Here is a 25672-nt window from a genome sequence, read left to right as displayed (position 1 = left end):
GGGATACTTTTTTATTAATCTTGGAGCACGATCTATTAATTGTCCCAATCTTTTCGCTCCTTTCAGCGTTCCTCTAGTTATTGGAGGGAAAATATATCTCATAAATAAATTATTTATGTGTGGCAAAGCGATTCTCCCCGCCGCTGCTGCCCCTGATATTAGTGGTCCATACATCACACTCTCCTTGAATTATTATCCTTTGTTCTTCATTGCATTTTGAAATGCAAATGATGCCGATCCAGCTGCTGCTGCTCCTGCTGGACCACCAGCCATATAACCAAAAACCATCGGCGCTGCCTGAAGTGCAAGAGAACCAACAGTCCCTGCATTTTTCCAAGGATTGTTACCTTCAAACTTAGAAACTGTGCTATTATTCGTCGTTGTGCCATAGTTTCTTGCAAAGCCATGCCCTGCATTCATCAACATGTTCAACCTACTCCAACCTCTATTGTCTTGCTCCATCCAGCGTTCTCGATTGGCATCAACAAGGCGTTGATTGTAATCATCAAGCACCCCTCCGCCTTGTAACGCATTGCTATACGCATTGCCGTAACCCTGTAAGAAATTACTTGATGCTCCCAACTGATTTTGATTGGCTTGATCAATCATCGCATTGGCTTGCATCATATGCTGTAAGTCTCTATCACGCCGATCATACACAATACGGGCAAGCGCATCATTGAGCCCTTTATTTAATTCATTCTTATGCGCACTAGAACCATAGAGACCACTACCTAAAAACTGTCTATTAATACTATTCCTTATCTCACTTAAACCCTCTTTAAGAACCTCACCAAAATACGGGTCTTGCCCCATCAGACCACCAGATGCAACAAATCCAAGGTTGCTTGCTGCCGACGTTGGATTGTAGATTGTATTCATCAAAGAGCGATTTTGATAATGATGAGGCATACTCCCAAGACCGCCAATTGCTTGGTTGGTTTGAGCACTCAAAGGCGCAACGCGTGGTCCCATATAAGTATTACCACCAGCACCTAAGTTATAAAGATTATATGCATCCGCACCTCCCCGTTTAAAAACATTCTCCATCCATGAAGGAGGCGCTGTGGTTTGTACCTGATTTGTTTTCGTTTCTTCCGGTCGTTTACTCCCCATCTTTCAAGTCCTTCCTAAAATATATCATATCTATTCCATAGCCTTTCTTGGTAAGTGCCGGTTTCCAACCTAAACGACCCAAAATTTCCATTTCAAAAGCACCATTCTCACGCGCCCAATCTTCTATAACGCCTAGGTGATCAACAAGCTCTAATGCGCCACGACCGCAACAATCACAAATCAGAGCGCGCTTCTTGCCCAAAACCGTGTGCTGTATTTGCGTCGTCCCTGCTAATAAAAACTGGTCGTCATCATCAAGCACCAACCATAATTGTTTCTTGCCGCTGCAAATCTCTTCGATAAGCTGTTGCAAAGTAATCTCGTCCTTAAAACGCTCTACATATTGACCAAAGGCTGCAATAATCTCCTCAAGATAAGGGGCTATCCGCTCCTGATCCCAACAAGAGGTAAGAAACACTTTTGCCATTAGCGTCTGCCTAAAGGTCGTAAATCCACGTTAAAACCCGTGATATGCTTCCAACGTACACCCTCTGGAATACGTAACTTAAAGCGGTGATAGCGATTGCGTGAACGCCCATGATAGGCACCAGTAACAAAAGAACATATTCTTTCCTTATGCCATGTAATCGGCGTGTGAGGGTTGCGAACGCTACGTTCCCCTACACTTAAAAGTCCCTCTAACGTATCAACCTCGGCAAACATCTTCGTGAAAAAGCTAAAGCTACCATCAGGCGCACCCATCTCTTGCGATACAACAACCGCCTCCATTGGAGACCCTGTAAACACGACAAGCCTGTTTTGCGCATCAAAACCACCAAGAACCGGTGCACCACTTTGCCAAATGGAACTATCAAGAGAAGCTGGTAAGCTTTCAAGACTTGTCGAAACCTCATCAAGCTGCTCCAAAGTGTAGCCTGTTGTAAAAACAGGAAACAAAGTTACAGGCTCTCCTTGAATTGTTGACCATTTCTGCAAACCCCAATCATAAACAAAGGTGGTTTGTTGGTTATTTCCACGTTTTAAAGACCAATAAACACGATTATAAATAGGGTCGACTACTCCTTGCATATCATCAAGAGCAAGCTTATCAAAAGTTGTAAACACCGTTCGGTCAACCTTTTCAAAGCCTATCGGTAAAAGCTGTCCATCGGCACTCACTTGATAAAAGCCACCATCACCAGCAAAAAAAGCATTATCACCACAACAAGCAATAGCTTGTGTACTTCTCGCTCCACGCTTGTCTTGTATCTTCTGAAAAGTAAAAGGACTCTTAGAACCTAAAGTAAGAGCCCCTGCATAAACAGCAGAACGCAAGAAAACCAAGGGACTGGTCGATTCTGTTGCCCCTTGAACATATTCTCCATCTAGAAAATCCATATAACCACTAACGTTATATTGGGTCTCCCAAATAGTTTCGTCACCTTCTCCTGACCAATGGACACGATTTGGATTATCGGTCAATTGCATTAAACAAACGAAGGGTCCCCAAACCTTGACCAAACCAGCTTTGGGGGGATTGCCTCCTAAATCTTCAAACCGTTGTGAACTCTTGGCTTTGAAAACCTGTGGTTTATCATTTTTGTTGACCGCAATAATCATATCTTTAAAAAGAGCAAAGGACCATTTGTTCTCTTCATGCGCTTGATAGGTTACACCAGTTTGACTGATATCTTTCCAACCGCGCGTTTGACTATCATAAGCATAGAGCTTTTTGGCTCCTCCTACGATTATCTTAACCCCATCACCTGATCTAAAGGCTATCGAACCTAACGGCTTTTCCTCCAAAGGAGCAGAAATAACCGTTGCACTGGGCATGGGAATGTAAGAACCGTCCGCCGGTAAAACATTCACAAGCATATCGGTAAAACTGCTGTTAACAACCGAAACATCCGGTCTGTAATCGGCAATGGGGAAATAAACCATGTTAGAAATCCGTTGGAATTATTCTTGTAACGTTATGACGTTTAGAGGTCTCAGCACGCAATTCCCGCAATTGTTCTTCGAAATCACTGTAAGCTGCTACCGCACAATCGGGTTCTTTGAGAATATTTTTATACAACTCATATTTCGCACGGGCTTTGAGAAGATCAAAACCATGCACAAACCACGGGTGTTCTTGATTAACTGTCTCAAGATCTGCTAAACGCATGGGTGAGAGAATGAGTTGAACCTGATAGGCTCTATCTGGTATGGGATAGAGATACAATTTCCTATCAAAATAACTGTAACAAACCGGCGTTCCTTGATGCCCTGAGGACAATGAAGTCTCTAAGGAAAGATGATCTCTCTTCTCCAATTCGGACTTATTATGCCCTACGTTAAGAAAAACATTTTTGATTTGCACTGCCGTTTCAATATGGGGACTATCAGACGCATCATAGCCCCCCTTACCTGCCTGTGTGGTGAAAGTAACATCACGGCTTTCATTAAAGTAAAATGTTTCCCGTTCACAGAAACGTGTTGTTAAGAAAAATACAATGAAATCAATATATTAAGTGCATTTATTTTATATGAATCCACTTATGAATCCATACTTTTATGCACGATTCAATTGATCATTTTTTACAAACAATAGCTATCTATAAACAGAGCATAAAAAGCAAATCATGATACCAATGTTATAACACATGAGAGCATTCAAATGAAATGCAAAGCAGCTATCATTCATAACAGGTCATAAATTGTACAAGACGTTTTTATCATAATAAATCGCATTGTTAAAACGCAATTGAATATGAGGGCTTGTTTAAATGCAAATATTTGAAACTTTTTTTTGAAAGGGGTTAATTCAAATTTGGATTGAGTGATTTTAGTTACCTCAAAAATGAGGGCACCTCTTTAAGATAGTTAGAGAGAAGTTAGAAAGATACTTCCCCCAAAATTGGGGTGAGTAATTTTAACCAGCCCAAACCAGCCCAAATTTGGACCGGTTGATTTTAAAAGAGCTGTTTTTTATTTTATTAAGAGATTGCTTTCAAAACCAACGCTTGCTTTTGATTGACTTGATATAGCTTTCAAAGCGTTTTGAGAACGTGCTTTCTTTCAATTAACCGCTTTAAAAATGAAGGCATTGTATAAATAGGTTTTAAATCATCATAGAGCTAATAGTTTTTTTCATTCAAACGTAATGATCTAAAAGAACGCTTTCATAACCATTCCTTTATATTATTTGGGATAAGTTTTTATAAAGCGAATACAAAGCTTGCAATATAATACATTTTGTATATATGTACTTATAACTCCATTGAGAGTTGAGACATGAAAGCCGCGTCACGTAAAAATGGCACGGCTTTCTTTTTTGCACTCTTGTCTTTTGAAATGGCATGAAACCAACGCCCCCCGCATTTATTGTTTATTCTTCAGTATCAATAATCTCTATAAGAATATCGCTCTTATTAACCTCCTTATTTTTGGGAACCTCTCTTATCTCACTTTTTCGATTCAGTTTTGCACGCCCACAAGCACGCCCAAAGACCTTGATCGTATGAGAAACCTGAGCTTTTCCATAAACAGAGCCATAAATTTGCGCACAGCCACTCACTTTTGCATAGTCATAAACCTTGCCATAAATCTTTGCACGGCTCTTAACAACAGCATAGCCATAAACATGCGCAGTGCTAAAAAGACAAGCAGAGCCTAACACTCTAGCGTTGCCATAAAGCCTTGCATATTCAAAAAGATAACTATTATGAAAAAGATGCGCATTGCCATAAACATGGGCTTCAATTGAAACGCGACTATTGCCATAGACACGAGCCTTGCCATAAACATAGCCAGCCACATGCGCACTATCATAAACAAATGCATTGTCATAAATTTTTGCATATTGAGAAATAAACACCTTATCATGCACCTGAGCATTGCCATAGACAAGACCACAAATTTGCGCATTGCCTCGTATTTTTGCATTCTCATAAACACGGGCATGTTTATAAACCAATGCATTATCATAAACCCAGCAAAGACCGTTATGAGAAAGATTTTCTTCCTTTTCAATAAAACCGCCCAGTTGACCAGCCTTGACATCAGAAAAGCTTTTTAAAGCCTGAATGCGATAAAGCGTTGTAATTTTTTGTGTAATTTTATCTTTCAGTTGTTTTGTTTCATTAGTTAGTTTGTATTTTTGGACATCATAAGACCCCTCACAATCTCTCTTGTGAAAAAAGTTGCATGGAAAATGTTGGAAAAAGGGAATGACCGCCGCGCTTTAAAGATTTAAAAAGGCTTTATTACGCAGCCAGATGATTTTTATTTCATTATTGGAAAGCAATTCGATATAAGACCTTGTTTCAATATCATCACGTGTCTTTTCTAAAATCATAACAATGCCGTGACTATGAGCATTTTCATAAATATGAACATAATTGACGACACGGGCGTGATCATAAATTTGTGCATTACCATAGACATGAGCATGGTCATAAATGATCGATTTACCAAGAACGATAGCATTTCCATAGACATAACCAGCGATAATAGCGTTATGATAGACCCTAGCATTTTCAGAAACCCGACCTGAGTTTAAAACCAGAGCATTACCATAAACCCAGCAATTGCCATCATGAGAGAGGTTATTTTCATTTTCGATAAAACCACCGAGTTGACCAGCCTTGACATCAGAAAAGCTTTTTAAAGCCTGAATGCGATACAATATGCGATTACCAAAGAGACGCGTTTCATTTGTAAGTGCAAATTTCTTTTGCATAGGAACAATCCTTATAGAACATGAGATTTTAAATGAAAGAATTTGGAAAGCAGGCGCCCCCCGCGCCGTTATTTATGCTGCTTTATTTATGATTTGATCACAAATTTTGATATTACCATTCAATTTTTTTGTATCTATATATGAATTACCAAAAACACTCACTTTATTGCAAATGTATGTACCACCTGTAATTTTAGCATTGTCATAAATACAAGCATCATCACAAACCACAGCAAAAAACCAAACTTGTGCGTTACCAAAAATCTTTGCATTCCCATAAGCTTGCGCATAGCCAGTTAGTAAAGCGTTCTCATAAATTTTTGCATTGCCTTTTATAACAGCCCTGTCAGAAACTTCAGAATTATTCAAAACACAGGCATGATTGTAAACAAAAGCCCTTCCCAAAACCCTAGCATTATCAGCAATTTTTGCATTGTCATAAATTTTTGCACAATCACAAACCTTTGCATCATCACAAACCGTTGCATTATCGAAAACGCTAGCATAATTGAAAATTTGCGCATTATCAGATACGACGCCATTGTCAGCAACCCACGCATCATCATAAACCCAGCAGTTACCATCATGAGAGAGATTATTTTCATTCTCAATAAAGCCCCCCAATTGACCAGCCTTGACATCAGCAAAATCTCTTAATGCACGAATGCGATAAAGGGTACGATTACCAACGACATGCGTTTCATTTGTTAATTCATATTTTTTGGATACAATTTTAGATACAGTTTTAGTGGTCATAGGGAGCTCCCAATCTAAATAATGGATAAAATTTGAATGAAATGTTCTTAAGAAGGGGCGCCCCCGCCGCGCCCACGGTGTTATTTACGCAGCTTGATTTGCATTTTCAAAATTGTAATCATAACTATAATCATCATAATATTCGTGACGATAATAATCTTCCTCACTACCAAACCTTGGAATTGCCTCATCATGAAGTTGATCATCAGGATTTAAAGAGGCGGCGCTATGAACACAAGAATCCCCTGAGACAAGAGAGCCACAAACCACGGCATCATCAACGACATAGGAATAATCACATATATAAGCACCATCACTTATTTTTGCATTGCCCCCGACATGGGCATTATCGCAAATGACGGTCATATCAGAAATATGGGCATGCCCAGTTACAGAGGCGTTATCATAAATTTTAACATTGCCTTCGATTACAGCAGCATTTTGCACATGGGCATTGCCATAGACCTCACAATAATCATTTATAGACATGCCTTCAAAAATCGCATTTCCATAAATTTTTGCATCCCCATAGACATCAACAAAATAACCTTTTATTTTAGCATTCTCAAAGACCCGAGCATTTTGGAAAACACGAGCATGATCATAAACCCAGCAATTGCCATCATGAGAGAGGTTATCTTCCTTTTCAATAAAGCCACCAAAGTCACCTTTTTTGACATCAGCAAAGTCTTTTAAAGCACGTATACGGTATAATAAGTGACCATCTATGCATTGCATATCATCAGTTAATTCATATTTTTTGGATGAGATAACGGGGGTGTTTTTAACTGTAGATTTCATTTTTAAATCCTTAACGTAAAATGTTTGTTATTGACGCTCCATAAGAGCGCCGGGCGCTAACAAACACGGCGTTAAGTCCGTTGCTTACACTTTTCCTTAGAAAGGTGTTGTATGGTGTAAGCACACCCGACAGAATCTTAATATACTAACAAGAGCATAAAAGACAGTCAGTATTTTAAAAGCATGGGAGAGGCTGTTTCGTAACCTACCCGCTTAACGAAAGTGTTTGTTAATCACTTGAGTATTTATATAACAAATTACGTATTTATTGTCAATCATATTTTATTCTTTTTTGTGTTTTTTTATAATTATTTTTTATACCATTGTGTATAAATACGCATCATATGCTTATGAATATTTTCTGTTTTATTGACTCTATTTGACTCTATATTACGCAATTGCGTTATTTTTCTCTTTTAAACATCATAATAACTAAAAACGCTCTCATAATGCCTATTTTTAACTTTATAACGCATCATTATTTTTATGAGATGCCTTGTGAATATTTTTGTGAATTTTTTATAAGAGGTTTGTAATTTAAGAAGCTTTATAGAGACCGCGTCTTTATAATCAGCGCTTTTGATTCAAATCTATTGTTTTGATTCATTCTCTATAGCCACCGCATCATTCTCATAAAAGGATAATATGATCATGCGGTTTTGATTTGCTATGAAAACATTTTGAATTCTTATATCCTTATCAAAATACCTTTTAAGGGGCTTTTGTCTCTTGTCAGTTATTAGCAGTCATTTACCCCCCTCATTTTAAAAAACATCTTTTAAATAAAAGTAAAAAATATTATATTTCAATATGTTATTGTGTTTTAAGAAATATTCAATGCTAATAAGATGATCTGTATAGAGAATTAATGATATCAATTGAATAAAACCTGTCAGTATCTGTCTAAAAATTTAACTGACACCATTTATGATTTTAATGAATGTTTAAATCATGTTTTATGAGAGGGCATATGGCTCTTTAAATGCCTTTCAAAAGATAAGAGATGGTTATGAGGCATGTTATAAATTATAAAGAGTAACTTATCAATTTGAAGGGGGTTTTGAGTTTTGAAACTTTGTGTTTTAAAGAAAAAAATACTAAAAAGACAAAAAACAATCTCTCTTGATAAATACAATCTATTAATACGCATAATTCTCTTTAAAGAGAGCTTATGAAAGATATGAAAGGCATCATTTGAGATTGCGATATAATCTTTTAAAAGCAATGTAAAAAATCTTATCATCTTTTTTTAGAATAGCGCATGGTAAATCATTCCTTTTAAGATTGTACATAAGCAACCTAATAAGAGAGTATAGATGATGGTTATAAGATCTATACCCCTTATGAGATTGGCATGATTCATAAATCTATTCAGTTTCTCTTAATTCTAGATTTGGTAAGTTCTTAACAATCTTCATTGTTTCTAAACTTACAGTAATAACCCTTTGGAACAATTCCAATGGATAAGCAGCGTTGCCAATGGTTTCAATAGCATAGCGATTGGCATCATTAACAATACCACTCTTTTTATCAGTCTTTACACATTGACGCCCCATAACCCATTCAAGAGCGGGTTTACCATTTACGATATACTCATAAGCTTCCTTGGGTATATCTGTTATTATGATATTGCTATTGTAAATAACAGTGCTTTTATCCTTTTCCTTACTATCTTTGATTTTTGCGAATTTCATTTCTGTAACGTAATAAAATTTCTCAGGATTAGGGATATCGGTAAGTTTTGGATTGCCTTTTTTAAAGGTCACGGGATAAGACTCTACCGTTTCATAATTAACGTGTAAATTGCCTAATTCACGACCCGCATTAACGAATGCCCAGAAATCTTCAGTGCTCTTTACGCAAGGGATGCGAGGGAGTTCTTTAGAGAGGTTATCAGCGTAGCGAGCACGGTAATCTTCTGAATGCAAGAGACCGTAAACATAATAGAAGATATCATCTTTGGTAATTTTCTCATTAGGATAAGCTGTTTTAAAATGTGCTAGTCCCTCATCAGTAATGGCATCATGGCGTTGTAAACCGGTGGTTTCGCTTTCTTCTGTAGAATTTGTAAATAAATGAGATTGTTTTTCGTTGTTATCTTTTGGAACCTCAATATCTTCGTAAATATAGCGTGGAAAGCATTGACCAGCACTCATTACACCTAAATCAGATAAATTATTAGTCATAAGTACAGAAAAATCAGTGATTGTTCCTATACCTGTAATTTGTATTACTCTATTATCAACTGCTTGCCCCATAGGGAATATACGCGGCATTTGATAAACTCTATCATTGAAAGTCCGATTGTAATAAAGCCATTCTTGTGTAAAGGGACGATATGCACTTTGCGTGAGACATGCCTCTTCAAATTCATAAACTTTTCCTTTTATCAATTCTTGCTTAACATTATGGCTCCAACTGATTTTTTTAGCATCTGAATTGACAAAATTATCTACAGCCTTTGTGCGTGTTTTACGGGCAGTATGTGGATGGGTGTTGTTAAAACGTTCTACTTCGCTATTATAGAACGCAATCATATTACGCATATTATTTTCTAAGACCTTCCGGCTAGAATTATATGCCCACGTATCACGATTGGTTTTTATACCACAGGAGAATGTTTCAAATAGCTTTTTACCATGACCTTTCTTATCCTTATCACCTATGGCTAAAAATGCTTTAAAACTGTCATCCCTTTGACCAAGCCAATCACCATGTTTGTCTGGTGTAATGATTTTCCAACTGTGTTCACTCTGTGTAATACCATCAATGCTACCAAATTCCTTAATTGTCTTAAGTTTTTTTTCTCTTGTGAGATAATCTCCAATATCATAGAAATATATTTTACCGCGCTGTTGTGCATTTGGATTTTTTACGAGAATAGAGATGGCAATAGGTGCTCGTGATCCAGAACCAAAAATCTTTCCACCTTCTTTTCGGGAAAGCTCCCCAGAGGTGCGTTGATTACCACGTAAATGGAAAATATAAAGACTGCTAAATTCTTCAACAAGGCATTTACGTAAACCTGTCATAGAATATCCATTAACAAAACCGGCATTTGTAACAAAACCAATAACACCACGGTCCTTTATACGGTCACTTGCCCAACGAATAGCACGGATATAGCTATCATATAATGCTTGCACACAAGTTGCTTTTGATTGAGTAGCATAGGTTTCACTGATACGTTTATCTAAGAGTGGATAAGGAGTGTTCTTGGCATTATCATTCTCATTCTTTTGCCCCACGGAATAAGGGGGATTGCCAAAGATAACCTCAATATTCAGCTTTTTCTGAAGTTCCAAATAGGCACTGTTTTCTTCTAATAAACCTTTCATCAGATCTTGCTTTTCAACCATCTGAAACGTATCGGTTAATCCGATATGTTTGAAGGGGATATAATTACTTTTCGTAAGACCATGATAGGTTGCTTCAATATTGATGGCAGCAATGTAATAAGCTAAAAGAACAATCTCATTGGCATGGATATCGTAACGGTATTTATATTCCATATCTTCCGGTTTTATCAGATTAGAATGTAAAAGCCGCGTGATAAAGGTACCTGTTCCTGTAAAGGGGTCAAGAATAGAAACACCACGGGAGCCTAAGCTCTTGCCAAATTCCTTGCGTAAAACATCATCAACAGAATGAATAATAAAATCCACAATTTCAATAGGGGTGTAAACAATGCCTAATTTTTCTACCGTACGTGGAAAAGCATAACGGAAAAATTCATTATAAAGCTCTACAATTAAGTTTTGTTGTGCTTCAAGACTCGTAATTCCTCGTGTGTAAACTTGTACACTCCTAGAGAGGGTTCTGTAATCTTGAGATTCTTCGTTAAGAGTAACTTTATCAAGGATATTGAGTACACGTTGTAAAGCGCAAGAAACGGGATTTTCTTGAACAAACTGATGCCCCTCAAACAAAGCATCAAAGACAGGACGCGTTGCAAGGTGTTGTGCAAGCATTTCAATCGCATTTTCTTCGGAGATGGTTGCGTTTAAATTGCTACGCAATTCTGTCATAAAATCATTAAACACCCGCCGCGTTTCCGTTTCTGATTGCGTCAAAACTTCAGTTAAGCGTGTGATATGATTTTGAGCAAGATCAGCAACATTCGTTGCCCATCTTTTCCAATAGCTAGGGTCGTAACCTCTCTTAACAATAGCCGCTCTAATGAGCTCCGCACATTGAGAGAATAAGTCAAGTTCTTCTTCTGGTTTATAGGCGTGAAAGGATTCATAAGTTGGTGACCCAATATCCAGTCCTGAATATTCTGCTTTTGAGTGTATCGGTAAGTCATCAATAACCACAGTTGTATCTTCTGAGGTAGCCTTTTGAGAAGGAACAACAATGTCAAGAGCATAGCTTACGTCCTGTTTTATGGACATATGATGAATGATTTTATTAAAACCATCATCATGGGCACGCAAAGCATTGATGACTTGCCAGATGACATCATATTTCGGATTATTTTCCAAGGCTTTTACTGGTGGAATGCCAGCCGGTATTCCAACGGGTAAAATGATGTAGCCTCTTTTTTTACCCTCTGCTCGACGCATAACGCGTCCTATTGCTTGAATGATCTCGATTTGACTTTTGCGCGGGTGTAAAAACAGTATCGCATCAAGAGCGGGAACATCCACACCTTCAGAAAGACAACGAACATTGCTTAACACACGGCAGGTATTTTCCCCAGTGTCTTCCTTTAACCAATCAAGCAATTTATTACGGTCCTTAGCACTAACAGTTCCGTCAATATGGGCAAATGTACAGTCAAGAGGAGGCGTTTCTTTATGGCTTTCATGAAGAGCAAGCAAATTTTCTTTCATTTTTTTAGAATTGAATCTTTTACAGATGCGTTTAGAGGTCTTGATATCTTTACAAAAAGCCAAAGCGCGACGCATAGGGTTGGGGTCATCGCCAAGATCAATTTTTAGATCCATTTTGGTCAGGGCTCGATAACAACCATGGATTTTGGTTCTATAATCAAGAATGAGTTCATAATTTTTATCTGTAATAAGACGTTGAATAGATTTGCTTACTTCTGTTTCGTTGACAACTAATATGATCACTTTACAAGGTGATAACAGTTTATGTTCTAGAGCTTCTGCAAATGTGTAATGATAGAGTTGTTTCCCATAAAGTGTTTCATCATCCATAGAGGCAAGAACAGTATCAGATAAGTCAGCTTTCCTTTTTAACCTATCCGTAAAGATTTTTGGGGTTGCGGTCATATAGAGACGTTTTTTACCCTGTATAATGCTGTTATCATGCACTTTGACAAACTCAGATTCACTTTTATCTGATCCCAACACAGCACCCGTTGTACGGTGAGCTTCATCACAAATGATCAGATCAAATTCGGGTAAACCATGATCTTTTTGTGCATCCGATATCACTTGTATCGAATGATAAGTCGAAAACACCACCGTCATTGCATCTGCTTGGTTTTCACGAGCTTCTTTGGCAAGTGCTTGTGCATCCGTTGTAGCAGGCAATGCAAGATCGGATGTTTCCATTCCAAGAATATCCTCTTGATTTTTACGACGCTTGCCAACTTTTGTATCCGAACAAACAGCAAAGGAATGCAATGGAATTTGTGCATCCGCTGTCCATTCCCTTATGGTTTGTGAGACTAATGCAAGAGAAGGCACTAAAAACAAAACACGCTTGCCTTGACCAGCAAGAGTTTCTGCTATCTTAAGACTTGTAAATGTTTTACCTGTTCCACAAGCCATAATCAGCTTGCCACGGTTAGCTTCTTTTAAACCATCACAGACTTTCTGAATTGCTTCTATCTGATGAGGGCGTGGTTCTTTTGTCGATTTAAGGACAACTTCTTCTTTTGTTGCAAAGATTTGCCAGTCTATACGACTGTTTTCCATATGACGAAGGTCAATGCGATAAACCGGTATCGCTTGTCCTTTAATCATTGCATTCACATTGTCACTTAAATTCACTTCAGTGCTATCAACCAGAAGGCGATATTTGAAGATATCTTTCCCAGAGGCAGCAATAAAGCTATCAATATCCTTTTTACTGATCTGATGGTCTGCTTCATAAAATTTGCATTGAATAGCAACATACCCATCTCGATTACGCAGTTTAGCAACCAAATCAATGCCGATATCATTTTTATTCCAACCTTCACGCTCTTTAGCCCACTCGTAATAGCTTTGAACCTTTTCATATCGCCCATAATGAAGAGGGTCATGCATAAGGTATTTAGTAACAAAACTTTCAAAGATTTTTCCTTTTTTTGCATTTGAGGTTGCCTGTTGGCGATAAGACTGTAAGAGAGCGCGTAAAGAGGATTGTTTGTTATCAGAATTGATGGTTTGAGACATTATTCAATAAACTCCATTGCCTTATGAGACTCAAAAAATCACAATGGCGTTTCATAAATACATTTAGAACAAATATCGAGTACCCAATAAACCAAAATGGCGCGAAAACCTATCAAATGCGTCAAAAAAATTTACAAGATGCAATTATAAACAGCCTATAAACAGCAAAGTAGTAAAATTTACTATTCGTTTTTGTGTTAATAAAAACAAATTCGAACCGTGTTTTAAGAGATCAAAATGATTGTTTTGAAGTGTTTTATGATCTCAAAATATCATCACTAAAATCATAAATGGTGTCAGTTCAATTTTTAGACAAATACAGACAAGTTTTGATCAATTGTTCCCATTAATTCTCTATACAGATCATCTTATTGGGATGGATTTTTTGTAAAAATACATTAACGCATTGAAATATAATGTTTTTTATTTTTATCGAAAAGTTTTTTTAAAAATGAGGGGGTAAATCAACCGACAACGACTGACAAGAATATGACCTGAGTTATGACTATCCATTCAGATCATATCTTTCTCTTTTGCCAGCACTCTTTAAAATCATCTTCTGTTCATTCGCTTTATTGCCTTGCATTCTCGTTTTTTACCAAAGGATGCCATTCATAATAGGTACTCGATTTACTTGTCTGATGGGTTATGAACTTTTTGCGAATGTGGTTTGTATGGCATAAAAGCTCTAAAGCTTGTTTGACCGCTTCCTTGTCCTTTAAATGCGTCCAGCAGCGTCTGTAGATATCACGAGCAGTAAAAACCTCAGGTAAGCATTCACAGCGCTCTATAATCAAATTTGCACGCTCTTTTATCAGTATATCCGCAGCAGCATAAAGCCTTTTTACATGACTTAACAGATAGTTTTCCCAACGCAAAGCCATGGAAAGAGAAGGGAGAGTGATTTCAAAACGACCCCCTTCAACAAGTTCAAAAATCAGGGCAAGGCTTGGTATGGTCTTGTCCATTTTTGCTAAATGCGCTTGTAAGGGTTCAGAGAGATCATCCCTTCTGATCTCTTTCTGATGATTTTCCCACCATTCACTAAACATCTCTTGTGCATCGGGAGAAAAACGCATCACAATCGGGTGTTCAGGTGATCCCAAGGGTTTATCGCGAAAAGAACGAAACACCTCTTCATAGTCTTTATAGGCATCTTTTAAGGGGTCTCTATCAATCCATGTACATTTTTTTATCTTATCGGGCCATACCATCATTTGAAACCGTTGCAATAAACCATCATCTGCTTTTCCAGAAAGCATTGCCTGAATGATAGGAATAATCCGAGAAGGTTGTATTCCCCCAATAATGGAAAGGGTTGCATTGGGAATATGAATCGTTCCACGCCCAATACGGTCATAGGTATAGAGTTGATCCCCATTAAAAACTTGTAAATAAAACCCACGGTCTGTTTGATATTCCTTAAGTTCCAAGTTTGCTAAAAAACCAGAAAGTTCATCACGAACCATCAATAATCCCCGCGGGTTTTCATTGAGTAATTCCCCAAGCTTTTCAACCGTTACATCATTGACAATAAAGCGAGAGAGGCAATCATCTTTTTCATTGTCTTTAGAAAGGGTTTCCGACAAAAGAGCATTGGCAGCCTCAGAATCTCCTTTTTTAAGAGCTTTAGAAGCTTGTTTTCTCTTTTCTTTCTGATTGAGCTCCTCAAGAATTTCTTTAATTTTTGCACGTTTTTTTTGTTTTTTCCATTCTTGATACCATTCTTTTTGCAGGTGAGCGATAGGTGTTAAAGCGGCTTGCATGGCAGGTGTTTTTCGTGCAGAAGGTTGACCAATAATCATCCCCCATAGATTAGGAACAATCTTCCAATTATTACTATGCTGTTTTGGAGCGATACGAACCCCATTGCCAATCACGGTTGCTAAAGCACAGATAGCAGAGACAGCCACAAAATCGACAGGGGATTGTTGATGGTTAGCAATATCATAAATATACCTTCCCAAGACCAATGGAACTTGTGTAGCATGAAAAGGCTCGACCGGTAAAAGAGCGGTGTTAATCGGTTTTAATTCACCCCAGCCCATTTGTTGCAAAGCCTGTTCATAAGGGATGGCTTGTAAACAGGGATGCTCCTTTAAAGAGACAGGGGTGTTATCGTTATCAGTATCATTTAAAGAAGTATTGCCATTGTTATTGGTTAAATCAGTTTTATTTTTGTGGTCCATAAGATATTCCTTTCAAAGGGTAAAAAATCATTAAAATCAGCTCCTTCGGGAGCTTGCATCATCAAGACATTGAAGCCTTGGCGATAAGCACGGGCAGCAAGCATCCATTGTCTTGTAAAAAGGTTCTATGGATTGCAAAGGAGCCACCACCCTCAACAAGAGCAACCAACGCGGGGATGGTTTTGCCAGAGGGATGGGGGCATTTGCTATGAAAGCGTAAACTAGGGGGGCAAGTTACAAGTGATACCACGCTTGCGTAAATGAAGCTCTGCTATGGTCTCTTTAAAAGAACATAGAGATAAACTAGGCACTTGATCATCATGGGCAGGGCAGCGGGCAAGTCCATAAGCACCATACCAGACACCCCGCAAGGCATTTGTAATGCCCCGAGCATTTATAAAATGATACATTTTTCGCATCCTTAGACGTTGCGTCACAGGACGGTTTTTGCTATTTTCTTATCGGTTCATAAGAGAAAGCCTTGTCCGTCCTTACGTGACAAGGTTTTTTTATGCCACATCACTGAGATGTTGACGTTGCGTTTTGGCTTTTTCAATCACATTCATCAGATCCGATTTTAACCAACGCGATAAAGAACCAAATTTTAAAGGTTTTGGTAAAGCTCCATTGGTCACATGGCGACGGAATGTTGAAACGCTTATATGCAATAATTTTGCACTTTCGCGGTCTGTAAGAAGAACATCATTTTCAGTCATAACTAAATCCTTTCAATCTAAAAATAGTAACAAATCATAAGTATTTATTAACCATATTTTATTGAGATTTGAAAGTAAGTTTAATCATAAAAAACAGTACTTTATGATGTATTTTCTCATTTGATAATTTATGAATCTTATTGAGCAAAAATGAGTAAACGAAGAGAGAAAGTTATCCACAGATAATGAAGTAAAAATGGGGTACAAGACCCCATATTTTAAGATTGCCCCGTAACATAGGCAGCCCATTTATCCATATAAACACGGCGCTGTTCTAAATAATCAGTACGACGGTAAGCACGCTCTACTTGTCCACCGACCACATGACCTAGAATGGTTTCTGCTACCTCAAAAGGGGCATCGGTTGTTTCTGCTAACCAATCGCGTAAACTAGACCGAAAACCATGCGGGCAGGCTTCAAGTCCAATTTTTTTCATATATTGTGACATACAAGTATCAGCAAGAGGACCACGACCAGTTGCAGAAAAAAAGAAATCATTACGAGAGAGAGGACGCGCTTGTTTCAAAATTTCTAATGCTTCATTTGATAAAGGCACACGAAACTCTGTTGTAGCATCACGTTTTCCTTTCATATTTTCAGCAGGGATGGTCCATATATCATCTTCAACTTGATCTTTATGGATATGACGCAAAGGATAGGTACGAACACCTGTCAAAATAAGCAAACGCAAAGCCAGTTGTGTTAGAGTTGGTGTTTTGCAAAGTATTTTATAAAAAGCCGGTATATCTTTCCAATCCATTGCTGGTCTATTTTTGATTTTATGACGTTGTTTGCCTAAAAGAGCCTTTGCTTTTTCTGTAGCCTGTAAATCAACATCCAATCCCATTGCAGCAGCATGTTTGAGACAAATATTAAGACGAATGAGAGCTTTCTCTGCTGTTCCAGCTTTTGTATGCCAGATGGGAGCGAGGACATTGCGTATATCGGTTTGAGTAATTTCTGAAACCGGCATACAACCTAACTTAGGGAGAATATGAAGTTGTAAAGGTGAAAACCAACGCCCATCTTTAGCATCATTTTTTAATTCTGCTTTACGAGTTTCAAAAGTATCTAAAGCGATATCTTTTAGATAATGCAGATTACGCATTGCCTCACGCTTTTGTTTGTCACGTTCTTTAATGGGGTCACGACCATCACGAAGAACAAAACGCCATTGGGTTGCCAATTCACGAGCTTGTTTTAAAGAAACATCTCTTAAGGCACCCAATCCCATTTCACGACGCCGCCCGTGAATGGTATAGCGTAAAAGCCATTGAGCACCCCCATCTTTACGCTTATGAAGTACCAAGCCGGCACCATCATTATATTTGCCAGCCCCCAATGTTGCGACAGCCCTTGCATTAAGACGATTCATTAAAGGCATTTTTGTTCCTTTCTAAACTGTTTTTTACCCACACACCAACCCCACTTATGACGTGCAAATAAGTGACTTTAATTGATTGAACATAAGATGATTTGAATTGAGAGAATCTTACAATATTCGGGGGTCTCATTCAATATGCAAAACAGTAAATTATCATTATAAATCAATACGTTGTACGTTCACAAAACCGAATGGCGGCAAAAATACTTTCTTGTATTTGAGGAATATACTCATCCGCGATATCATCAATCTCATCCTGAATGACCGACACCAGTCTTGCAAATGTTCCCCTATGGCGAACAATATTTTGCCGATCTTGTATCGGTCCACCCGTCCTTATCGTGATATAATGACGTGACATCATTAAACCTTTCAGTAGAAATTTATTCTTGACGTATTATCATCTGTGTACTATAGTAATCAAATGGTAGCGATAATAAAAACAACAGATGAATTTGATGAATGGTTAGAAAAGCTTAAAGACAGAAAAGCTGCCGATATAATTCTTGCAAGACTTCATAAAATTCGTTCAGGGCTTTTAGGTGATGTTAAATTTTTTCATGGTATAGGTGAATTACGTATCCACTATGGCGCGGGTTACAGGATTTATTTCACTCAAAAAGGTAATAAAATCATTATATTGCTTTGTGGTGGTGACAAATCCACACAATCCAAAGATATTCAAAAAGCCTTATCTCTCTTGGAGGACCTTAAAAATGAAATTGAAAACCTTTAACTTTGAAAAACACCTCACAACACCAGAATCTCAAGAAGTCTTTTTAAACGAAGCCTTCAAAACTGGTGATGCTGCGCATATCGCAGATGCTCTTGGTATCGTTGCCCGCGCTCAAAATATGAGTGCATTAGCAAAGGAAACAAACCGTGAACGCAGTGGTTTATATCGCTCCCTTAGCAAAACGGGTGACCCTAGACTTTCTACTTTAGTTGCTGTGCTCTCTGCCCTTAATTTGCAATTAAGCGTACAATCTACTCCATAAATCCGTGAGGGAAACGGACGTCTCCCATCACAACTTTAACGATTGGTCACGAATTCAACGACTATACTTGCTTGACCAGCTTGTACTGTCTTGTCGGCTTTAGCATAAAGCGTGACCTCTTCATCATAAGAGACAAACTCTTTTTGATTGGTAGGCTTAACTTCTTTAACTGCCTGTTGTTTGATTTCCGCTTCACCAAACTCATTGCCACCAGCAGTGCTCCCTATTTTTACCTTAGCATCCGAAAACGCTGTCTTGACGAATACTTTAATTGACGTAATTAAAGCGCCTCGAGGTAAAGTTCCTATTTTCAATGCGTTTTCTTTATCTTCATAGCTAAAATTAAGACGTAAAAAGCTTACTTGCTGGGTATGAAGATCTCTCCCTTGCAAAGGTTTTGATAAACAATCTACCATGTCCTGTCCCTCTCAACGATTAGTCACGAATTGTACAACCACAACACACTCACCAGCGGCTGTTGTTTTGTCTCGTGTTGCATAAAGGGTCATCTCATTATCATCTGCTACAAAAGATTTTTGATCTGTTGGTGTAAAATCTTGCGACCCTTGGGCTTTTATATCCTTTTCGCTAAACTCATTACCGCCATAGGTGCTGCCAATCTTTAATTTCGCATCCGAAAACGCTGTCTTCACAAATGCTTTAATCGAAAGTATCATCGCACCACGAGGCAAAGTTCCAATCTTACGCGTCAAATCCTTATCTTTATGCGTGATGTTTAAACGCAAAAAACTCACCTGATGCGTATGAAGATCTCTGCCGTGTAAATGACCTTTTACTCCATCGACCATATCTTATTCCTTTCTCATTAATTCGCGTCAACTTCACCGGTGTAGGTGGGAATGACAATCGTGCCAAAATCTTGTGCGCCTTGGGCTCTTCCGGGCATTTGGAAACAGGTTTTCTTCATGCCTATAATCGTATGAACACCAAAACCATATTCACGTTTGTAATCGAAAGTTTCTTCTTCAATCTTATAGCGTGTATCGCCATAACCCTTGCCGAAAGCCATAACAACGCTCTGGGCTCCAAGAAGAACAGCACGACGAACCCCTGCAACGCGAGTACTATCCGTTGATTTGACACCATTGGTCACATGTTCAGATTCCCGTAAAATCACACCGTTATACATGCCCAAAGAACCATCAAAAATTGGGTTTTTAGCACGTGAACCGGTATAAGCTGCTTTCTGAATATCAAGCCACTGACCCGTTTCTGTATTTGTACGCAATTGCGTTACTTGGATGGGATGCAAATATAAAACATAGACACTTTCGCCATTCACACGAACCGGTCTAATCTTAGGGTTTGCAAGTTTTGCACATTGAACCGCTTCATCGATCAATTTAAGATTAAAGCTATGTTTGGCTTTCTCTGTAAGGTCTTCATCCTTGGTTTTGCTATCTGGACGCACAATGCGCTTACTACTTGGGGCAATCGGCGTATTAAACCCATAGTAAAGTGGGTCAAGATCAATCAAATCCCCTTCAAAATGAAGCCTATTGGCTGTGTAGCCACAAGCATGAATGAAAAACATCAAACTCAAACGGTCAGCATACCAATCCGATAAACTGTTTTTGGCTTCTTCGCGCAAATTAAACAAAGTGCGTTGCGTATCAATCGTCCCTTCATTGGGAATGCGCGTGCCATGATAGAGTTCATTGATATACAATTTATCATGGAGGAATTGGAGCGCTTCTTCGTTTCCTTCAAGCGTTTCGCCCTCACTCACACCACGACCTGCTAATTGCGCACGAAGGCTAAAGGTTATACAATCTCCTTTGCCTTTCTGTGTCTCTGTTTTGACCTGAATAATGCTATTGGAGCCCTTGCCCATTAATGGAGCAATCGGGGTTGCCTTTGATACCTCCGCATCCAGCATTCTTGCCCATGTTTTTAATGCATGGGGTTCATTAATCCCTATATTGGTTGTTGCCATTTATTTCACCTTTCTTTGCTATAAAAAAACCGGCTTAAAAGCCGGAGGAAAACCCGCATCAAAAGCGGCTTCTTCTCTAAAAAAGTCGTTCACTTAATCCTCATCATCCGCACCACTCAATTTGCGAATAAGCGCTTGGTTCTTTGGATTGCTGTACCATGCTTGAAACTCTTTATCGGACATTGCACTAATCGTCTCAAATGAAAGAGGTCCTGTACTGCCTCCTCCTCCGGATGCTGTTAAAGTCCTCGCAGAATTCTGACGGCTTTGAAGCGCTGCAACCTGATTATTAGCTTGGATCGCTTGGTTCTGATAACCAAGGTTTTGCGCTATCCCATAAAGCTCGTCGGCTGGATTTGTACCCTTTTGTGCACACGTCGCTACTATAGTACGCAATTCATTGCCTATAATCGCATCAATCGTACTCTTTTGTGCGTACTCTGGATAAACTTTGGACCAAGCCGATAACTGCTTCGCACGTGTCTCATAAAGATAATCCGCTGCTGCATCAAAATCACTATACTTACTCTTGGTTGCTGCAACAGAATTTTCTAAAAACTGATTTAAATGCGCATCATGATATTGTTGTTCATAAGCCTGCCTTTGCGCATCCTGTTGCGCTTGAATAAACCTATCCTGCTCTTCAAGCCGTTTGCCCATCCATGCCATATAGCCGATAATATCCTGACTCATATCAGGGGGCATATTGTCTCCTTCAACAACTGGAGTTTCCTGTGGTTGAGGATTATAAAACTTCATCAACGCTTCACGGGCTTGACGCGCTTGCTCTTCTGCACGTTGCTGCTCTAAAGTAGAGATTTCAGAGGGTTCATGAACAGGCTGTGAAACCGTCTCTTGAGAACTCACATCATCACTGGTAACGGTTTCACTCTCATTGCTAACATTAAAATGCCCATCATCATCAAAAACTTGATTATCCAATGGGTAAGCTTCATTCATTCCATTACTCTCTTCAGTCATTTGTGCATTCATTCTTTCACCTTTCTAAATGCTGCGTGCTCTATATGCTTCTGTTCTGGACCGCATAATCTGATTGTGCATTTGCTCATTCAAAATGCGTTGCCGCTCCAATTCATGCTTCTCTTTCATTAATTCTGCTTCTAATTTCGCTCTTTCCTGACGCATATACAGATCTATCTGCTTGCCTTGTAAATCCATCTGTTGCATTTGCGCTTTTGTCGCAATGTCTTGCTGCTTTTCTTGCAAATTCATTTCCTGTTCTGGATTCATTTGCTGCTGCTGTTGTGCCATCTGTTGTTGCTGTTGGAATCTTTCACTCACGCGATTGAGTAACGACGCAGGTAGAGGCGAATAACGCAACAAATCAAGCATGATATCTGGTGTAATGGCATTTTGAAGCAACGGTAACAGCTGGGTGATAATACCGAAGGTACGTTCTTTCTCATTCGGGCTGGTCGGTGCATCATCAACAACAATATCATAATCTACACTCATCACTGCTTCACGGGTTAAGGGAATATATTGTGCATTCTCTTCCCCTGATATCCTCACCAAACGACCATCTGACAAATAATTCTGAATCAAATGGAGGATAATCTTTCCTTGCCGCTTACGATACAAACGTAAGCCATCAAACAAACAAGCAAGCAGATTGAGACTTGATTGACGCCTTTGTGCTTCAAGAATACCTGCTTGTGTCACTTCCCTTGTGCCAATAAATTCAGGTGATAAACCCGTAACCTGATTGATTGCCTCCTTTGCTTCATTAAACAGCTGGAAAAAACCTGCTGGAAACTGTGCTACAGGTTTGGGTTGGATTTTACCTTGTGCCAATGCGTTAGGTTTAGTCCATGTAAGACTGTCTGCTCTTGCAAGACTTCTTGCCGCCTCTGCCTCATTCTCAAAAGCCCCCCGCTCTGCCATGATACCACCCTTGGATTGGCTATTGAGAATATACATAATCTGACTAAAGTACTTATTTGCCCAACGTTGCGGGTCTTTTGTCGGTCGCACAACACCATAAAACTGCCGGTTGATCTTATCAAAATAACCGGTAATACACTCCCAACCCAATTGACCAGCAGGAACGAGCGGTTGATCAGGCTCTAACAAAAGCTTCCTGCCCAAAAAGGCGCGTTTCACAACCTTTTTATTGAACTGAACCCCTTGAATATCCGGCATCATACAACAAAGCTGTTCAAATTCCTCCTTGCTATAATCACGAAGTTCTCCTGTCTCTAAATCAGGTGCCTTGTAAGCGGTTTCGTGTTCAAACCAACGGCATTCAACAAGCGTGACCATTCGTCGACCGTTCTCAACATCAACGCTTTTCTCATCACTGTAATATTCAAGATCATTATGGTGCACCCCTTCATAACCAACACCATCTCGTGCCCAATCTGCATTCAGTTCTGTCCAATGGGATTTTGGAAACATTTGCCTTGCAACTTCCAAAGGCTTGCGGTCAACATACCACATCCGTTGCGCATCGGTTAAATTTGGTTGAACAGAGGCACTGTCCCAAACCATTTTCAACGGGTCTAAACGCGTGATAACCGGCTCCCCATCAGGATTATTCTCATAATCAAGCCGTGTATCGGTCCACCCCATTCCACAAATGACAGCATCCTGAAAAGCATCGGAATCGGCATATTCTGCGTGTGCCATATCACGAAACCATTCCGCTGCTCCGGTAAGCAGTTCACTTGGCAACGCCTTGCCTATTTGTCTCGGAATAAACTGCACTTCTCGTTTGTTATTGCGTTCAGAGCCTACAACTGCATTCACAAGCGGGGCAATCCGGTTAAAGGTCATAACAGGGCGGCGTTGCTCTTTTAAAACCGATAAGTCCTTCTCATTCCACTGATCACCATTGTAGAAAGCAAAATCTTCACGCGCATGTTCACGCCATTTATTCACATGCTCTAAATCTTCTTTGTACCAACTGACAAGCTTGCGAAACAAACAGTCACTGGACAGATCAGAAGCCTTGCCGTCTTCCTGCTTTAAACGCTCGTCATCTTGATCTTGCATCATTCTGCCATCCATGAGGTGCTCTCATATTCTCTTTTACTACTATAGGCTGCTCGTTTCTGCCTTTCTGGTGGTGGTTCATAAGCAACACACATTAAGCCAAAGGCATCTGCCCCATGACTTGCCCAATCATGCTCTGCGCCCAAACCAATATTGCGCTTCTCATCCCATTTCTCGTGATACCAATTCAGTGCTTTGCGCCCTGCTACGGTCGTCTCTTCGTTAAACCAAATTGACGGTAATATCCGTCGCACTGCCTCTATACGCATCTTTACAGCACCGGCTCCCTGATTGGGAATAACCTGCGTTTCAAAACCCGCATCATTCAAGGCGCTCTCAAAACTCACATTGTGCACACGGTCTCTGGTCGCACCATCATGGGGTAACACCATCAACGCCTTCTCATAGCCATTTTGACGCAACCAGCCTATGTGCTCCGATAACGGTTGCCCCTGTGCTTCGTAATAATCAAGGACCCTGATTTCGCGACCTACAAACTGTGCTATCCAGATTGCCGTCGCATCTGCCTTGGCGCCCGTGCCCCCAATATCCCAAAAGGCTCGTATCTGCATCAAAGGGTCACGAGAAACACGCCCTATCCGCCCCTCCTGCTCGGCTGCCAACATCTCTTGTTGATAATAAGCACCCTGAACAGCGGTTAAATACCCCCCTTCCCAAATATGCTTATAGCTCTCTGGACGGTTCCTCAGATCATCCAAACGTGCTTCATTTAAGATCTTTGGGAACTTCGGATTATCTGACCAGTTGATCTCAACACGCTTAATCGCCTCATTATCGGAAAAGCGAAACCGCTTCTCAACCGGCGCATTCTCACGCAATGGGTTCCACGTCACCCATAATTCTGCACGCCATCCCTCACCTTCCTCACGTAAAGTCGGTATTAGCGTTTGCCAAGCTGTCTCAGTGACCGGTTCCGCCTCATCAACCCAACAAAGCAAAATACGCCCCATCGACTTAATGCTTGCTATATTACGGTCTAGACCTGAAAACTGAAAGGCGATACGACCATCACGAGACTTAATTGAAGACTCCCCAACCTTATAATAGTCCTTTAAGAAATCATGGGCTTCAATAGCGCGTTTGATCTCCTCCAAAGAACTTTCTGCGAGCGAATTCTGAAATTGACGTGCACAAAGGATAGTCCCCGATATCCCTCCCATACCAAATTGATAGCCCTTTAAAGCCGCCATCAAGGCAAATGATCTTGTCTTGCCTGAACCCCGCCCTCCCCAAGCCGCACGCACTGCTGCCGTGCCTGAAAAGATTGGTATCAGTTTTGGTACTATCTTAATCTGTCTTATCGTCATCGATTAAAGGAGCGATTTCAACACGCCCTATGATCTTTACTGCTCCGCCGTCCTCACCAGTAACCTGTAAAGGCAACACCTTACCAAGCAGTGCTAAATAAGCAGCGGGGCAATCCATTGCTTGCTTTTCCAAATAAGAGATTAAACCCTCATTGCCTATTTTATTGCCGGCATTTTCAGCAGCCCTCACCACTGCCTCTTTTAAAATGCGGGTCATTTTATTGGGAACGCCTTTAACACGCCCTATCCCAGCTCTAGGTGGTATCCATTTTCTTTTGACTGCTGGAGTTGGCTCTGTATTTTCTGATGTCATAAAATACTCCCTCCCGATAATAAAAAACCCCGCATTTGAGGGGATTTCCTCATTGCACTGCCCCTCGTCTAGATACAAT

At 39.7% G+C, this 25672-nt stretch carries 20 protein-coding genes and 3 pseudogenes; 2 read left to right on the top strand and 21 right to left on the bottom strand.

What is annotated here, in order from left to right:
* Positions 1 to 192: 192 nt before the first annotated feature.
* From bgtD to LNM86_RS05990, 14 genes and pseudogenes are all read right to left on the bottom strand, one after another.
* On the bottom strand, positions 193 to 1116 hold the full coding sequence (bgtD, locus tag LNM86_RS06055) for a BaGTA-type gene transfer agent maturation protease BgtD (protein WP_241438494.1): 924 nt from the start codon (positions 1114 to 1116) through the stop codon (positions 193 to 195).
* The gene (locus LNM86_RS06050; protein ID WP_241438493.1) at positions 1106 to 1543 is read right to left on the bottom strand and encodes a hypothetical protein; all 438 of its coding nucleotides are present in this window, start codon (positions 1541 to 1543) and stop codon (positions 1106 to 1108) included. Before LNM86_RS06050 ends, bgtD begins: the two co-directional genes overlap by 11 nt.
* On the bottom strand, positions 1543 to 3000 hold the full coding sequence (bgtE, locus tag LNM86_RS06045; RefSeq protein ID WP_241438492.1) for a gene transfer agent protein BgtE: 1458 nt from the start codon (positions 2998 to 3000) through the stop codon (positions 1543 to 1545). The genes LNM86_RS06050 and bgtE overlap by 1 nt, the downstream gene beginning before the upstream one ends.
* Before the next feature lies 1 nt (position 3001).
* Positions 3002 to 3547, bottom strand: a pseudogene (locus LNM86_RS06040) (phage adaptor protein); the annotation flags it as partial.
* An 882-nt stretch (positions 3548 to 4429) separates the two neighbouring features.
* Positions 4430 to 5170 (bottom strand): hypothetical protein, encoded by a 741-nt coding sequence (locus LNM86_RS06035; protein ID WP_241438906.1) that lies wholly within the window; start codon positions 5168 to 5170, stop codon positions 4430 to 4432.
* A 114-nt stretch (positions 5171 to 5284) separates the two neighbouring features.
* Complete coding sequence (locus LNM86_RS06030) at positions 5285 to 5782, bottom strand: hypothetical protein (RefSeq protein ID WP_241438491.1); 498 nt, start codon at positions 5780 to 5782, stop codon at positions 5285 to 5287.
* Between the two features lie 72 nt (positions 5783 to 5854).
* On the bottom strand, positions 5855 to 6538 hold the full coding sequence (locus tag LNM86_RS06025; protein ID WP_241438814.1) for an LbetaH domain-containing protein: 684 nt from the start codon (positions 6536 to 6538) through the stop codon (positions 5855 to 5857).
* An 84-nt stretch (positions 6539 to 6622) separates the two neighbouring features.
* A complete protein-coding gene (locus tag LNM86_RS06020; protein ID WP_241438813.1) occupies positions 6623 to 7339 on the bottom strand; it encodes a nucleotidyltransferase family protein in 717 nt (238 codons plus the stop codon).
* 1367 nt (positions 7340 to 8706) lie between these two features.
* Positions 8707 to 13692 (bottom strand): DEAD/DEAH box helicase, encoded by a 4986-nt coding sequence (locus tag LNM86_RS06015; protein WP_241438812.1) that lies wholly within the window; start codon positions 13690 to 13692, stop codon positions 8707 to 8709.
* 572 nt (positions 13693 to 14264) lie between these two features.
* Positions 14265 to 15881 (bottom strand): YfjI family protein, encoded by a 1617-nt coding sequence (locus LNM86_RS06010; protein ID WP_241437662.1) that lies wholly within the window; start codon positions 15879 to 15881, stop codon positions 14265 to 14267.
* A 67-nt stretch (positions 15882 to 15948) separates the two neighbouring features.
* Positions 15949 to 16291: pseudogene (locus tag LNM86_RS06005) on the bottom strand (DUF7146 domain-containing protein); the annotation flags it as partial.
* A gap of 99 nt (positions 16292 to 16390) precedes the next feature.
* Positions 16391 to 16597, bottom strand: a complete 207-nt coding sequence (locus tag LNM86_RS06000) for a helix-turn-helix transcriptional regulator (RefSeq protein WP_241437891.1) — start codon at positions 16595 to 16597, stop codon at positions 16391 to 16393.
* Between the two features lie 218 nt (positions 16598 to 16815).
* The gene (locus LNM86_RS05995; protein WP_241437300.1) at positions 16816 to 17982 is read right to left on the bottom strand and encodes a tyrosine-type recombinase/integrase; all 1167 of its coding nucleotides are present in this window, start codon (positions 17980 to 17982) and stop codon (positions 16816 to 16818) included.
* Positions 17983 to 18148: 166 nt separating this feature from the next.
* Positions 18149 to 18343 (bottom strand): annotated as a pseudogene (locus LNM86_RS05990) (hypothetical protein); the annotation flags it as partial.
* Positions 18344 to 18406: 63 nt separating this feature from the next.
* Here LNM86_RS05990 and LNM86_RS05985 point away from each other — a divergent pair.
* Both LNM86_RS05985 and LNM86_RS05980 read left to right on the top strand, forming a co-directional pair.
* Positions 18407 to 18718 (top strand): type II toxin-antitoxin system RelE/ParE family toxin, encoded by a 312-nt coding sequence (locus LNM86_RS05985; protein WP_241438487.1) that lies wholly within the window; start codon positions 18407 to 18409, stop codon positions 18716 to 18718.
* A complete protein-coding gene (locus LNM86_RS05980; RefSeq protein ID WP_241438486.1) occupies positions 18699 to 18980 on the top strand; it encodes an addiction module antidote protein in 282 nt (93 codons plus the stop codon). Before LNM86_RS05985 ends, LNM86_RS05980 begins: the two co-directional genes overlap by 20 nt.
* 35 nt (positions 18981 to 19015) lie before the next feature.
* Here LNM86_RS05980 and LNM86_RS05975 read toward each other — a convergent pair whose 3' ends face one another.
* The 7 genes from LNM86_RS05975 to LNM86_RS05945 form a co-directional block, all read right to left on the bottom strand.
* Entirely contained in the window at positions 19016 to 19396 is a 381-nt protein-coding gene (locus tag LNM86_RS05975) for a hypothetical protein (RefSeq protein ID WP_241438485.1), read from the bottom strand.
* Positions 19397 to 19408: 12 nt separating this feature from the next.
* Complete coding sequence (locus tag LNM86_RS05970; RefSeq protein ID WP_241438484.1) at positions 19409 to 19789, bottom strand: hypothetical protein; 381 nt, start codon at positions 19787 to 19789, stop codon at positions 19409 to 19411.
* A gap of 17 nt (positions 19790 to 19806) precedes the next feature.
* Positions 19807 to 20937, bottom strand: coding sequence for a BaGTA-type gene transfer agent major capsid protein (gene bgtG, locus LNM86_RS05965; protein ID WP_241438483.1), 1131 nt, complete (start codon positions 20935 to 20937; stop codon positions 19807 to 19809).
* A gap of 93 nt (positions 20938 to 21030) precedes the next feature.
* The gene (locus LNM86_RS05960) at positions 21031 to 21930 is read right to left on the bottom strand and encodes a hypothetical protein (RefSeq protein WP_241438482.1); all 900 of its coding nucleotides are present in this window, start codon (positions 21928 to 21930) and stop codon (positions 21031 to 21033) included.
* 12 nt (positions 21931 to 21942) lie between these two features.
* On the bottom strand, positions 21943 to 23967 hold the full coding sequence (bgtI, locus tag LNM86_RS05955) for a BaGTA-type gene transfer agent portal protein BgtI (protein ID WP_241438811.1): 2025 nt from the start codon (positions 23965 to 23967) through the stop codon (positions 21943 to 21945).
* Positions 23952 to 25280, bottom strand: coding sequence for a PBSX family phage terminase large subunit (locus tag LNM86_RS05950; RefSeq protein ID WP_241438810.1), 1329 nt, complete (start codon positions 25278 to 25280; stop codon positions 23952 to 23954). Before LNM86_RS05950 ends, bgtI begins: the two co-directional genes overlap by 16 nt.
* Positions 25261 to 25593: a hypothetical protein gene (locus LNM86_RS05945; RefSeq protein WP_241438468.1), complete on the bottom strand. Its 333-nt coding sequence runs from the start codon at positions 25591 to 25593 to the stop codon at positions 25261 to 25263. The genes LNM86_RS05950 and LNM86_RS05945 overlap by 20 nt, the downstream gene beginning before the upstream one ends.
* Positions 25594 to 25672: the final 79 nt, after the last annotated feature.

The organism is Bartonella machadoae (assembly GCF_022559585.1).
GTDB lineage: Bacteria > Pseudomonadota > Alphaproteobacteria > Rhizobiales > Rhizobiaceae > Bartonella > Bartonella machadoae.
Note: the sequence above shows the minus strand (reverse complement) of the source record. Positions and strands in the feature narration are given on the sequence as shown.

Excerpts from the sequence above, each read along its gene's own strand:
- LNM86_RS06050 (WP_241438493.1), bottom strand. The coding sequence starts at position 1,543 with ATGGCAAAAGTGTTTCTTACCTCTTGTTGGGATCAGGAGCGGATAGCC.
- LNM86_RS05975 (WP_241438485.1), bottom strand. The coding sequence starts at position 19,396 with ATGGTAGATTGTTTATCAAAACCTTTGCAAGGGAGAGATCTTCATACC.
- bgtE (WP_241438492.1), bottom strand. The coding sequence starts at position 3,000 with ATGGTTTATTTCCCCATTGCCGATTACAGACCGGATGTTTCGGTTGTT.
- LNM86_RS05985 (WP_241438487.1), top strand. The coding sequence starts at position 18,407 with ATGGTAGCGATAATAAAAACAACAGATGAATTTGATGAATGGTTAGAA.
- LNM86_RS05980 (WP_241438486.1), top strand. The coding sequence starts at position 18,699 with ATGAAATTGAAAACCTTTAACTTTGAAAAACACCTCACAACACCAGAA.
- bgtD (WP_241438494.1), bottom strand. The coding sequence starts at position 1,116 with ATGGGGAGTAAACGACCGGAAGAAACGAAAACAAATCAGGTACAAACC.
- LNM86_RS06025 (WP_241438814.1), bottom strand. The coding sequence starts at position 6,538 with ATGACCACTAAAACTGTATCTAAAATTGTATCCAAAAAATATGAATTA.
- LNM86_RS06010 (WP_241437662.1), bottom strand. The coding sequence starts at position 15,881 with ATGGACCACAAAAATAAAACTGATTTAACCAATAACAATGGCAATACT.
- LNM86_RS06030 (WP_241438491.1), bottom strand. The coding sequence starts at position 5,782 with ATGCAAAAGAAATTTGCACTTACAAATGAAACGCGTCTCTTTGGTAAT.
- LNM86_RS05960 (WP_241438482.1), bottom strand. The coding sequence starts at position 21,930 with ATGAATGCACAAATGACTGAAGAGAGTAATGGAATGAATGAAGCTTAC.
- LNM86_RS05950 (WP_241438810.1), bottom strand. The coding sequence starts at position 25,280 with ATGACGATAAGACAGATTAAGATAGTACCAAAACTGATACCAATCTTT.
- bgtG (WP_241438483.1), bottom strand. The coding sequence starts at position 20,937 with ATGGCAACAACCAATATAGGGATTAATGAACCCCATGCATTAAAAACA.
- LNM86_RS05995 (WP_241437300.1), bottom strand. The coding sequence starts at position 17,982 with ATGCCTTTAATGAATCGTCTTAATGCAAGGGCTGTCGCAACATTGGGG.
- LNM86_RS05945 (WP_241438468.1), bottom strand. The coding sequence starts at position 25,593 with ATGACATCAGAAAATACAGAGCCAACTCCAGCAGTCAAAAGAAAATGG.
- bgtI (WP_241438811.1), bottom strand. The coding sequence starts at position 23,967 with ATGGATGGCAGAATGATGCAAGATCAAGATGACGAGCGTTTAAAGCAG.
- LNM86_RS06015 (WP_241438812.1), bottom strand. The coding sequence starts at position 13,692 with ATGTCTCAAACCATCAATTCTGATAACAAACAATCCTCTTTACGCGCT.
- LNM86_RS05970 (WP_241438484.1), bottom strand. The coding sequence starts at position 19,789 with ATGGTCGATGGAGTAAAAGGTCATTTACACGGCAGAGATCTTCATACG.
- LNM86_RS06020 (WP_241438813.1), bottom strand. The coding sequence starts at position 7,339 with ATGAAATCTACAGTTAAAAACACCCCCGTTATCTCATCCAAAAAATAT.
- LNM86_RS06000 (WP_241437891.1), bottom strand. The coding sequence starts at position 16,597 with ATGACTGAAAATGATGTTCTTCTTACAGACCGCGAAAGTGCAAAATTA.